Source organism: Blautia sp. AF26-2 (genome assembly GCF_003460955.1).
In the GTDB taxonomy this organism is placed as follows: domain Bacteria; phylum Bacillota; class Clostridia; order Lachnospirales; family Lachnospiraceae; genus Fusicatenibacter; species Fusicatenibacter saccharivorans.
This window is the reverse complement of the sequence record NZ_QTWD01000006.1, coordinates 47,787-59,998: the sequence shown is the minus strand read 5'-3', so window position 1 is coordinate 59,998 and position 12,212 is coordinate 47,787. Positions and strand designations below refer to the sequence as shown.

The 12,212-nt window shown below is 50.2% G+C and carries 11 protein-coding genes and 1 riboswitch; of the genes, 2 read left to right on the top strand and 9 right to left on the bottom strand.

What is annotated here, in order from left to right:
* Nucleotides 1–42 precede the first annotated feature (42 nt).
* From DWY63_RS09010 to DWY63_RS08970, 8 genes are all read right to left on the bottom strand, one after another.
* A complete protein-coding gene (locus tag DWY63_RS09010; RefSeq protein ID WP_055219714.1) occupies nt 43–567 on the bottom strand; it encodes a hypothetical protein in 525 nt (174 codons plus the stop codon).
* Nucleotides 568–728: 161 nt separating this feature from the next.
* Nucleotides 729–1,886 carry a THUMP domain-containing class I SAM-dependent RNA methyltransferase gene (locus DWY63_RS09005; RefSeq protein WP_117801933.1) on the bottom strand — a complete coding sequence of 386 codons (1,158 nt, stop codon included), beginning with the start codon at nt 1,884–1,886 and terminating at the stop codon, nt 729–731.
* A gap of 16 nt (nt 1,887–1,902) precedes the next feature.
* Entirely contained in the window at nt 1,903–2,445 is a 543-nt protein-coding gene (yfcE, locus tag DWY63_RS09000; RefSeq protein WP_022462632.1) for a phosphodiesterase, read from the bottom strand.
* A 106-nt stretch (nt 2,446–2,551) separates the two neighbouring features.
* A complete protein-coding gene (locus DWY63_RS08995) occupies nt 2,552–2,869 on the bottom strand; it encodes a rhodanese-like domain-containing protein (protein ID WP_243001874.1) in 318 nt (105 codons plus the stop codon).
* 119 nt (nt 2,870–2,988) lie between these two features.
* Nucleotides 2,989–3,189, bottom strand: coding sequence for a hypothetical protein (locus tag DWY63_RS08990; protein ID WP_055227027.1), 201 nt, complete (start codon nt 3,187–3,189; stop codon nt 2,989–2,991).
* Nucleotides 3,190–3,698: 509 nt separating this feature from the next.
* Nucleotides 3,699–5,063 carry an alanine/glycine:cation symporter family protein gene (locus DWY63_RS08980; RefSeq protein WP_117802009.1) on the bottom strand — a complete coding sequence of 455 codons (1,365 nt, stop codon included), beginning with the start codon at nt 5,061–5,063 and terminating at the stop codon, nt 3,699–3,701.
* Nucleotides 5,064–5,272: 209 nt separating this feature from the next.
* A riboswitch (glycine riboswitch) is annotated at nt 5,273–5,363 on the bottom strand.
* 311 nt (nt 5,364–5,674) lie between these two features.
* Nucleotides 5,675–7,384 (bottom strand): ABC transporter ATP-binding protein, encoded by a 1,710-nt coding sequence (locus DWY63_RS08975; RefSeq protein ID WP_082424887.1) that lies wholly within the window; start codon nt 7,382–7,384, stop codon nt 5,675–5,677.
* 41 nt (nt 7,385–7,425) lie between these two features.
* Nucleotides 7,426–9,186, bottom strand: coding sequence for an ABC transporter ATP-binding protein (locus DWY63_RS08970; RefSeq protein WP_055227033.1), 1,761 nt, complete (start codon nt 9,184–9,186; stop codon nt 7,426–7,428).
* A 137-nt stretch (nt 9,187–9,323) separates the two neighbouring features.
* Between DWY63_RS08970 and DWY63_RS08965 the strand changes: the two genes are divergently transcribed.
* Nucleotides 9,324–10,181 carry a LysR family transcriptional regulator gene (locus DWY63_RS08965; protein ID WP_022462638.1) on the top strand — a complete coding sequence of 286 codons (858 nt, stop codon included), beginning with the start codon at nt 9,324–9,326 and terminating at the stop codon, nt 10,179–10,181.
* A 77-nt stretch (nt 10,182–10,258) separates the two neighbouring features.
* On the opposite strand, the gene DWY63_RS08960 is transcribed toward DWY63_RS08965, so the two are convergent.
* Nucleotides 10,259–11,500 (bottom strand): Nramp family divalent metal transporter, encoded by a 1,242-nt coding sequence (locus tag DWY63_RS08960; RefSeq protein WP_117801932.1) that lies wholly within the window; start codon nt 11,498–11,500, stop codon nt 10,259–10,261.
* A 216-nt stretch (nt 11,501–11,716) separates the two neighbouring features.
* On the opposite strand from DWY63_RS08960, the gene DWY63_RS08955 reads away from it, so the two are divergent.
* Nucleotides 11,717–12,199, top strand: a complete 483-nt coding sequence (locus DWY63_RS08955) for a hypothetical protein (RefSeq protein WP_022462640.1) — start codon at nt 11,717–11,719, stop codon at nt 12,197–12,199.
* Nucleotides 12,200–12,212 lie beyond the last annotated feature (13 nt).

Genomic DNA, 12,212 nt, shown 5'->3' with positions numbered 1-12,212 from the left:
GTTTTTTCCTCCCTCTTTTTGGTAGAATAAATTTATAGATAACTAAGACCGGAACATCTTAGCATATCCCTTTACCAATTCCCAAGCCGCCCGGTTTCCAAACACTTTCTGTTCTGCCGTATCAAAGACGAGCAGCCGCACCTGACAATAGCCTCTCAAAGAAAACCGGTAATTTTTATAATACTTATATTTTCGGATTTTCTTCTTTACGCTGTCCGCAACCGGTTTGTCCGCAAAAAAAATACCGGTGACCAGCGTGTACATGTGGTCGGTATCCGGTACTTCCTTCCCCTCGCGAACCACCTTTGGCTCTATCCATTCTGTCAGGTCCGTCAGAAATGTTTCGACGTCCTGATCGTTCAGTTCTTCCACCGCTTTAAAATACGCATGCTCATGACAGCTGATCCTCCACAACTCTGCTTTCTTTGAGAGCACGTATTTTGCGCCGCTCTCGTGGTAGCTTGCACAGGCATCGTATGTATGGCCGTTTACTTCGGACGGCTTTACGATATCGTAGCTCCTCTCGTAGGAATGCAGCAGCCTGTCTCTGATCTCCTGTCCGTTCATGGTTTCCTCCGCTTGATGAAAAAATTTCGCATGAGGACAGTTTAGCACAGTAGTGCAGTGATTTCAAGGAAATATTAACCTTTTCTAAAATTTTTCTTTTAATTTTTGTTACCAAAGAGGAGCAACACCAAAAATCATTCGGCATTGCTCCTCCATTTGTATTATTTCTGTTCTTTTTCCCGGCGCGGCGGCTTCGGTCCCGCGTACTGGTAAAAGTAGGTTTTCAGCATTCCATTGTAAATTTTACGGTTTTTATCCGCCTTTTTGCCGAGATACCGCTCGGCATCCTCGTAGCTCGTGATCAGATACATCGACCAGGAATCGAGAGCGCGGTACCGCTCTCCTAATGCCTGATACAGGGCCGGAAGATCTTTTTTGTCCTCCAGGCGCTCACCGTACGGCGGGTTGGTAATCAGAAAACCGTATTTTTTCGGGTGCGACAGCTCGGCAACCGGACGCTGCTGGAAATGGATCAGGTGATCCACACCGGCCAGCTTTGCGTTCTCTCTGGCACTCTTGATGACATCTCCGTCGATATCAAAGCCCTGAATATCTGTCTCAATATCGTTCCGGATCCGGTAGCGTGCATCCTCCGCCGCATCCATCCAGCATTTTTTCGGCACGAGGTGCGTCCACTGCTCCGCAAGGAAAGAACGGTTGAGACCCGGTGCAATATCGGCCGCCATCATGGCCGCCTCGATCGGGAACGTACCGCTTCCGCAGAACGGATCGACAAGAATCCGGTCACCCTTCCACGGAGTCAGCATGATAAGTGCTGCGGCAAGGGTCTCGGTGATCGGCGCTTTCGCGGTCAGCTTGCGGTAGCCTCTCTTATGAAGGGAAACGCCGGAGGTATCGAGTCCGATCGTAACCTCGTCTTTTAAAATCGAAACACGGATTGGGTACTGTGCACCGTCCTCCGGGAACCACTCCATGTGGTAGACCTGTTTCAATCGCTCGACAATCGCTTTTTTCATGATCGACTGGATATCGGACGGGCTGAAGAGCTTACTCTTGATGGAGTTTGCCTTCGTTACCCAGAACTTTCCGTTTTTCGGGATAAATTTCTCCCACGGGAGCGCTTTTGTCGCTTCAAAGAGTTCATCGTACGTTTCGGCGTGGACCTGTCCTACTTTGAGCAGGATACGCTCGGTCGTGCGAAGGAACAGGTTTGCGTAGGCGATTCCCTCTGCATCTGCAAGAAACGTTACTTTTCCATCCTCCACGCGCTCGATTTCGTAGCCGAGGTCGAGGATTTCACGTTTCATCACCGCCTCCAGGCCGAAGTGGCACGGGGCGATCAGTTCATATAATTCCATACTCTCCCGTCCCCTCTTATAATGTGAGCTGTTTTACGACGGTGCCGTCAAAGCCTTTGATCGTAAATACGCCGTCCTCGAGGATTGCATAGGTCGGGATATTGCCCTCTTTCGGCAGAGATACAGAACCCGGGTTCAGGAAGGTGTGTGCGCCTTTTTTCTCGGCACGCAGGACGTGGGTATGGCCGTACAGGAAGATATCTCCATCCATCAGCGGCGGCAGATTCTGCTCATTGTAGATGTGGCCATGGCTCATATAGAAGGTATGGCCTCCCTCGATCAGGATGCCGTAATCTGCCAGCACCGGGAACTCCAGTACCATCTGATCTACTTCTGCGTCGCAGTTTCCGCGCACGTTGGTGAGGTACTGTTTTTTCTCATTCAGCATGGCGATGACCTGTTTCGGTGCGTATTCTTTTGGAAGATCGTTTCTCGGGCCGTGATAGAGAAGGTCGCCTAACAGAAACAGGCGGCTTGCGCCCTCTGCCTCGAAGGCTTCCAGCATTTTTCTGCAGTAATAGGCAGAACCGTGAATATCAGATGCAAACATGTATTTCATATCGTGATCTCTCTTTCGTTTTGTGGTTTGGTTTTGTATTGTTTTCTGTTTCATCTTACCGTATCTTTTCCCGCTTGACAAGAAGAAATGTTGGATTGCCGCCCCATTACAGCTCTTCTCCCGCCACCAGATATCGTCCGCGGTATGCATGCATTCCGCCGATGACCGTTTTGACCTCGTATCCGTTCTCCGCCAGCCGCTTTCCCTCCGCCATGCTCGCGGCACCCCGCTCACAGCAGATCACAAGAATTTTGTCCCGCGGCAGACAGACCCGTTCGAGCAGATGGTCATAGGGAAGATTCACCGCTCCTTTCACATGCCCTTTTTCGTATTCCCGCCGGCTCCGCACATCGATGATCATCGCCCACGGTTTTCCCACGTACCAGTCCAGCTGGTCTGCCGCCAGCAGTGTCATGCCTGCCATATCCTGGTCCCCCTCTCCGGATCTGACTTTCTCTCCTGTTTTATATGTATGCAGAAACCGGCGGCAGAGTCCGTATGGGACCCTCCGCCGGCTTTTTCTGCCGGAATCCCAAGGTTTACTTAGTATTTTTCATACTCATCCTTCTCGTCCTGCTCCCGGTTCTGCTGACCGTAGGATGACATCTCACGGTCTTTCACATGATTGCAGTCTCTGCTGTTCTTCTGGTTTTTGCTGTATTCGCTTTTCTCGTATCCGTTTTTGCTGTACTCGTTTTTGCTGTATTCATTTTTGCTGTATTCATTTTTGCTGTTTCTGGTCATAATCTTGTTTCCTCCTGAATGTTTTTTTGTCCTGCGACATCCTTTAGTATCGCTTTTTCCGCGCAGATTATGCATCCAGAACCCTGTTTTTCCACGGTATCTGTTCCAAAGTGGGGAATGCAAGCCCAAAAATACAGTGTTTTTCCTGCTTTCGGACCACTGCTTTCCAAATTGTGGTAATTTTTTCCAACTTTTGAATTTCGATGTTGCTTTTTCCCGTTATCTGTATTATAATCAATTTTGTAAAAGAATTTACCCTTCATAAATTTTTTTACAATTAATAACCCCTTATTAATTATTTATACTCCCCTTGAAAGACCGGTAGCTCCCCTGCCGGTCTTTCTTTTTGCAATTATTCAGAGCCATGCAAAATTTCAAGAAGAACTGTGAGTCATGCTCGCATGAACGAACAGTTCTTCTTGAAATTTTATGTGGCTCTGAATAATTGCAAAAAGGAGGAAAGTCTGCATCAGCAGACTTTCCTCCTTTTTCCCGTTCTGTATATATGATTAGAATTCTACTTTTTCACCTTTTGCCGCTTTTGCTACGGTTCCTGCGAGGACGATCAACGCCATGAGGTTTGGAATTACCATCAGGCCGTTAAAGAGGTCTGACAGGTTCCATACGAGATCCACTTTCAGCAGAGAGCCGAGGAAAACGAACACAACGACGATCAGCGAGAACGGAACGACTGCTTTCTTTCCGAACAGATACTGTACGTTCTGTCTTGCGAAAAAGTACCATCCGACGATGGTCGAGAATGCAAAGAACAGAAGACAGATCGCTACGAACGCCGGTCCGAAGCCTTTGAGGCCGGTTCGGAATGCCGCCTGTGCGACCGGGGTTCCTTTAACACCGGTACTCATCATCTCTTCCAGAACGCCGGAAGAAAGAATAACGAGAGCGGTCATGGTCAGGACAACGAAGGTATCAATAAAGACACCGATCATCGCTACTTCACCCTGATCCTCCGGGTTCTCGACATCGGCAATCGCATGGGCATGCGGGGTGGAACCCATACCGGCTTCATTAGAGAAGAGGCCTCGGGCAACACCGTAACGCATGGCTTTCCGCACGGTAATACCGGCTGCTGCACCAAATACGGCGTCCGGACGGAATGCATAGATAAAGATCGAAGCAATCGCTGACGGCACATGCTGGATGTTGATCAGAATAACAACAAGGGCTCCGACGAGATACAGTGCTGCCATCACCGGAACAACTTTTTCGGTGAAGGATGCGATACGGGAGATACCTCCGATGAAAATGAATGCGGCGAGAACGGCTACAATCACACCCATCACCCATTTCGGTACGGAAAATGCGGTGTAGAACGCATCACTGATGGAGTTCGACTGTACCATATTTCCCATAAAGCCAAGCGCCAGAATAACGGCTACGGCAAAGAAGCCTGCCAGTGCTTTTCCAAACGTTCCCTTGAATGCGTGGGTAATGTAGTAAACCGGTCCTCCGATGATTTCCCCGCTCTCATCGCGGCGTTTGGAGATCTGCGCGAGATACGCCTCGCCGTAGATCGTTGCCATGCCGAAGAACGCAGCAAGCCACATCCAGAAGATGGCTCCCGGGCCGCCGGATACGAGTGCGGTCGCACATCCTGCGATGTTTCCGGTTCCGACCTGTGCGGCGATCGCTGTTGCAAGCGCCTGGAAGGAAGTCATGCCGTCTTTTCCGGCCTTCTTACCCTTTAACGAGAAACCGCCGAAGACGCGGTTCCACGCGGTCTTAAACTTTCTTACCTGTACAAAGCGGGTCCGAACAGAGAAATAAACTCCCGTACCTACCAGCAGAAACAGCAGTACGCTGTTCCAGAGCACATCACTGATCTGCGCAATTGCCTGATTCAATGCATCCATTTTCTTTTCTCCCTTTCCATTCGACGTATGGTCTGAACGATGTGGATCACACATCCGCACCGTTTTGAGAAAAAAAATACCATCTCCTGCGGAATTTTTCCTGCAGAACATGGCTCTGATTGAAAAATACAGCAAAAAACCGCGCTTCCGGAATTTTTTCGTTTCTGCGCACCGCTTTTTTTGTTCCGCGGCTGTTTTTCTTCTGTATCTTTTTTGACTCTGTCCTTTTGCCTGAGAGATTCTGCATCGCTGCATTGCACCTTCGGCACTCTTTTCAAGAGCTTCTCCAGAGACCACTCCGTTTTTAGTCCTCGCCGTCTCCCGTCCGTTCTTGTTTTAAGAAGAGAACCAGCACCTGAAAGTTTTACTTCTTCGGTCGTGCACCTTTCGAAAATTAAATTTCCAAAAGCTCTCCGCACATTTTCTAAAAACTTCTACGTCTTTTTTTATTTTTGTAAAACTATAGCACCTGTGATAGGATTCGTCAATACCCCATGCCGTATTTTTTTCAGAATATTGCAAAAACATATAAAAAATCAGCAGATCTGAGCGCGCACGCCTCAAAATCGCATGCGCGGCACAGATCTGCTGTTCTCTTTTCCAAATATCTTTTATGACGCCTGGAACTGGCTGTTGTACAGATTGTAGTAGAAGCCTTTCTTCTCAAGAAGCTCCTCATGGCGTCCCTGCTCGATGATCTTTCCATCTTTCATGACGAGGATCAGCGAAGCGTTGCGGATCGTGGACAGACGGTGGGCAACGACGAAACTCGTTCTGCCCTGCATCAGCTTGTCAAACGCCTCCTGAACCTGCAGTTCGGTACGGGTATCGATGCTGGAGGTCGCCTCGTCGAGGATCAGCATCGGCGGCAGGCAGAGCATGACACGGGTGATACAGAGAAGCTGTTTCTGCCCCTGGCTGATGCTGTCTTCGCTGAGAACCGTGTCAAGTCCCTTCGGCAGACGCTTGATAAACTCCCAGCTGTGTGCCTCTTTGGCCGCATTGATGATCTCCTCTTCCGTCGCATCCGGCTTTCCGAAGCTGATGTTGTCGCGCACGGTTCCCTGTTTGATCCAGGTATCCTGCAGCACCATACCAAAGCAGCTGCGGAGCGCATGGCGGGACAGTTCGTCGATCGGCTTTCCGTCGATGCAGATCTTTCCGGCATCGACATCATAGAAGCGCATCAGCAGGTTGATAAACGTCGTCTTTCCGCATCCGGTCGGGCCGACAATGGCAACACGCATGCCCGGCTGTACGTCAAGATTAAAGTTCTCGATCAGTTTTTTCTCTTTGTCATAACTGAATGCTACATCATCGATCGTCACATTTCCCGTCACGGTATCGATCGTTCCGGCCGGGTCTGCACTTTCCTCTTTCTCTTCCAGAAGAGCAAAGATACGGCCTGCGCAGGCAAGCGCGTTCTGCATCTCGGTGATAACGGAACTGATATCATTGAACGGTTTCATATACTGATTTGCGTACGACAGCAGAACGGAAAGTCCGCCGACGGTCAGCGCGCCGCCCGGGATCATGAAAGCTCCCACAAGGGCAACACCGGCATAGATCACGTTGTTGACAAAACGGGTGGACGGGTTCGTTAAGGAACTGTAGAACACGGCCTGCTGGCTGTATTTCTGCAGATCTTTGTTGATCTCTGCAAAACGCTCGGAAGCTTTTTCCTCATAGCCGAACGCTTTGACTACTTTCTGGTTTCCGATCATCTCATCGATGAGTGCGGTCTGTTTTCCTCTCGTCTCACTCTGTTTCTGGAACATTTTGAACGAGCGGCCGGAAATAAATTTTGCCACGAAGAAGCTCAGAGGTGTCAGGCAGATCACAAGAAGGGTGATCCATACGTTCTTCGAGAACATGAAAAACAGTGTCACAATAATGGTTACGATGCCGGAGAACAGCTGCGTAAAGCCAAGCAGAAGACCGTCCGATAAGATATCGGTATCTGCGATAACACGGCTTACGATGTCTCCGGAGCTGTGCTGATCCAGATAGGACAGCGGCAGCACCTGGATATGACGGATCGCCTGGGAACGAAGGTCGCGCACGATGCGGTACGTCATACGGTTGTTGATCAGGTTCATGATCCATGCGGAAAGTGCGGAAACGAGGGTAAAGAATACGATTCGTTTCAGATAGAACCACATCTCCGGGAAATTGACCTGGTGGGCTGCAACAACCTCATCGATCGCATCGCCGAACAGGATCGGAATATAAAGCTGTAAAATAACGGTAACCGCAGCTAGGACAATACTAAGGCCTAAGAAAATTTTATAATTTCCGATAAACGCCATCAGCTTTTTCATGACCTGCATGCCGCTTTTTCCGGACTTGTTTTCTGTCTTTTTCATGCGATCACCCCGCTTTCGTTGTTATAAGCTGCACGCTCTTCCGGGAACTGGGAGAAGTAAATCTCGCGGTAAACCTCGCAGGTTTTCATCAGCTCGTCGTGTGTGCCGTTTCCTTCGAGCGTACCATTTCCAAGAACGAGGATCTGGTCTGCCTGACGGATGCCGGCGATTCGCTGGGATACGAGGAAGGTTGTCGTGTTTCCTTCGAGATTGTGGACGGCTTTGCGGAGTTTTGCATCCGTTGCAAAGTCAAGCGCACTCGAGCTGTCGTCCAGAATCAGGATTTCCGGTTTTTTTACCAGCGCACGCGCAATAGAAAGACGCTGTTTCTGTCCGCCGGAGAGGTTCTTTCCATTCTGCTCCAGCATAAAATCGAGCTGATCCTGTTTGCCTTCTACGACTTCTTTCGCCTGGGCTGTGGTGAGCGCCTCCCAGATTTCTGCATCGGTGGCGTCCTCTTTGCCCCACCTCATATTGTCGCGGATGCTGCCTTTAAAGAGCACTGCTCTCTGCTGAACAACACCGACTTTATTGCAGAGCTCTTCTTTCGTGTAATTCTTTACATTCTCGCCGTCTACCATGACGTCACCGCTGGTCGCATCGTAGAAACGGGAAATCAGGCTGACCAGCGTCGATTTTCCGCTTCCGGTACCGCCGATGATTCCGATGGTCTGTCCGCGTTTTGCGGTAAAGCTGATATCCGATAAGCTCTCTGCGCCGGCTCCTGCATAGGTGAAGCTGACATTTTTAAATGTAACAGCTGCATCGCCAGTTACTTTCTTTGCAGCGCCGCCTTTTGCCGGGTAGTTCATGGTTGTCGGAACCGCCAGTACGCCGGAGACACGCTCTGCACAGGCAACGGATTTGTTTAAGGTGATGATGAGCGATGCCAGTTTGATCAGTTCCACGATGATCTGCAGCATGTAGTTGTAAAGTGCGACAACCTGTCCCTGCTGCATACTGCCGATGTTAACCTGAAGGCCTGCCTGCCAGATCAGGACAACGGCTGCGATGTTGATGAGGACATAGGTCAGCGGATTTAACAGTGCGGAAATTTTTCCGACAAACTCGTTCAGACAAGTCAGCTCATCGTTGCTCTTTTCGAAATCGGCAACAGACTGCTCCTCACGGCAGAACGCACGGATGACACGGACACCGTTCAGATTTTCTCTTGTCATTCCGGTGACGCGGTCGAGTGCCGCCTGTACCTTTTTGAACAGCGGGATGCTGACCAGCATAATGCCGAATACAGCAACGAACAGGATCGGAATAGTAACCAGGAATACGATGGCACATTTTACGTTGACGGTAAATGCCATCACAACGGAACCGAATACGATAAACGGACTCCGCAGCAGCAGACGCAGACCCATGTTGATTCCGTTCTGCACCTGGTTGATATCGTTGATCAGACGGGTGATCAGCGTATCGGTTCCAATGGTATCCAGCTCCGTAAAGGACAGAGCCTGGATGTGGTCAAAGACCGCCTGGCGAAGCTCGGTTGCACAGCCGACGCTCGCTTTTGCCGCGAAATACTGCGCGGTGAAGCTGCAGCAAAGTCCGACTGCCGCCATCAGAACGAGGATTCCAAAACGGCTGACGATGTACGGACGGTTATTGCCTGCGATACCCACATCGATGATCTGGGCAACAACCATCGGCACCAGAAGGTCGAATACGACTTCCAGAAGCTTGAACAAAGGAGCGATGATGCTCTCTTTTTTGTAGTGCTTCAAGTAGACTCCAAGACTTTTCATCTTCTTTTTCACTCTCCATTTCTTTGTTTCTTGACATTGACAGTATAATCTCATATGATTAATACGAATAGTATTGTTTTTATAGCTTAGTGATACAATTTTAATATCATAGATAATTTCACGAAAGGAAGTCTCTTATGGAACTGCGCCAGCTTGAATATTTCCGCGTCATCGCCGAAACCGAAAGCATTCACGAGGCCGCCCGCCGCCTCAATATGTCCCAGCCGCCGCTCAGTTATCAGTTAAAGCAGCTGGAAGCCGAACTGAACGTCACTTTATTTGAACGTACCCGCCAGGGCGTCCGCCTGACCGAAGCCGGAAAACTGCTGTACGACCGCTCCGCCAACCTGCTCGAGTACGTGAAATCGACGGAGCTTGAGGTCGCAAAGGTCGGCAAAAAGCGGGTTCTGCGCCTCGGCATCACACCGACCACCGTTGCAACGATCATGCCGTGCGTCTCGCTTTTTTCCCGCCGCAATCCCGATGTCAACTTCGAGGTGCACGACGGCATCACCTACACGCTGTACCGCTATCTGATGGACGGCATCATCGACATTTCCATCGCCCGCACGCCGCTGCGGCTCGACGATGTCGACTATAAAATTTTAAGCTCTGAACCTATGATTGCCGTTTCTTCAAAAGATATGCTTCCCGAGAAGAACGGATCGCTAAAGCTCCCGGATCTTTTAAATATTCCACTTATCATCTACCGCCGGTACGAGGCACTCATCATGGATGCATTCCACTCGCGCGGCATGGAACCGGATCTCTTCTGTGTCTGCGACGATCCCCGCGGCGCGATGCTCTGGGCAAAGGAAGGCCTTGCCACTGCCATTTTCCCGCAGTCCATGAGCTCTCTCTGCCAGGGACTCCGCATCCAGCCGCTCGCAGAAAGCGACCTGGAAACGCAGATCGCCGTGATCTGGAAAAAGGGGCGGAAACTCTCTCCGCTTCTGCAGGACTTTGTCGATGCCTGCATGGAGAGCATATTATAATAGAAGAAGTCCGCTGCGCCGGTCTCTTTTTCAGGGATCAGCGCAGCGGACTTCCTTTTTTTTATTTCTCATTCTTTTTACTGCACAAACAGCAGCGCGATATTCAGCAGTGTCGCAATCACCGCAATCGCAAACAGGGCAATTTTCAGCTGCAGACTGTTCGCGTATTTTCCCATGACTTTTTTCGAGGACGTCAGATAAATCTGTGTAAATACCGTAATCGGGAGCTGCATTCCAAGGAACATCTGTGAATAGAGAAGGCCCTGGAACGGGGAATCAATCAGAAGAATGACCGCTGCGGCCGGGATCATGGTAAGAAGGATTCCCCAGCGTGTCTCCTTACTCTTGATCTCATACGGCTTGTTAAAAATCCCCGAAAAAATCGTTCCGCCCGCCATTCCCGCGGTGATGCTCGATGAAATTCCGGCGAGCAGAAGCGCTGCTGCAAAAATCACCGATGCGGCATTTCCAAGGAGCGGTATCAGCATCTTTCCCGCCGTTGCGAGATCATCCACCTGCTTTGCATTCTGCGGCTGGAAAAACGTTGCGGCCGCCATCAGGATCATTGCACTGTTGATGGCCCATCCGATGATCATGGAAAACAGGGTGTCTTTGAACTCATACTTTAACTGGCGCGCAATCACCTCATCATCCTCAAGATTCCACTGGCGGCTCTGAATAATTTCCGAGTGGAGAAACAGGTTGTGCGGCATGACGACCGCACCGAGGACGCTTAAGATGACCGGCATTGAGTGCTCTGGAAACGACGGTTTTACCCAGCCGACAGCCGCCTGCGCCCAGTCGATATCGGCGATCCAGACCTCGAAGAGGAACGAAAAGCCGATCAGCGAGACAAACACAATGATCAGTTTTTCAATCCGTTTGTAAGCACTTGTAAACTCACAGATCAGAACCAGCACGAGAATCATCATGCTGCCGAGCTTGATCGGAATGCCGAACAGCATCTGGAGCGCAATCGCACCGCCGAGGATCTCCGCCATTGCGGTCGCCACCGCTGCCATCATCGCCGTCGCAAGAATCGTGTTTTTCAGCCACGCAGGCAGATAGAGGCTCGCCGCCTCCGAGAGGCACTTTCCCGTGACAATGCCGAGATGCGCCGCATTGTGCTGCAGAAAAATCAGCATGATCGTGGACAGGGTGACCATCCACAGAAGCTCGTAGCCGTAACCCGATCCGGCGGCAATGTTGGATGCCCAGTTTCCCGGGTCGATAAAACCGACCGTGACAAGAAGTCCCGGGCCGAGATAGCGGAGAAAATTCATGCCCGCCGTCTCTTTTCGTTTTCGATTTTGTTTCATATTCTTTCCTTTCTGACAATTTGATGCGGAACCGGCCCATCCAGGACCGGCAGAAATCGTTTTGTTGTGGTTTTGGCTGCTTTAGTTAGTTACAACTAACCGCATTGTACATGGGATTTTTCAAAAAGTCAAATCCTGTTTTCTCTTTCTTGTGCTTCACCGTCCGCTGTGCTACAATAAAACTGCTTATTTTGAACTAAAAGGAGAATTTTTATCATGATACGACTTGCCGTCCCGGAGGATTTTACTTCGCTCATGTCAATCTATGCGTACGCCCGCTCTTTTATGCAGGAAACCGGAAATCCGAATCAGTGGGGAAACCATTTTCCGCCGGAGGAGCTGATTCACAACAGAATCCGTGACAAACAGCTTTTTGTCCTGGAAGAAAACGGCACGCTGCACGGCGCGTTTGCCTTCATCATCGGTGAGGATCCGACGTATCTGCAGATCGACGACGGCTCCTGGCTCTCCGATGCGCCGTATGGCACGATCCACCAGGTTGCCTCAGACGGAACAATCCACGGATTTTTCTCCCAGATCGTCGATTACTGCTGGACACAGATCCCGCACCTGCGCGTCGATACGCATACGGACAATCAAATCATGCAGCATCTGATCCAGAAAAACGGATTTGAACGGCGCGGCATTATCTACGTGCTGAACCACTCTCCGCGGATTGCGTTTGAGCGCGTAAAATAAAACACCAAACAAA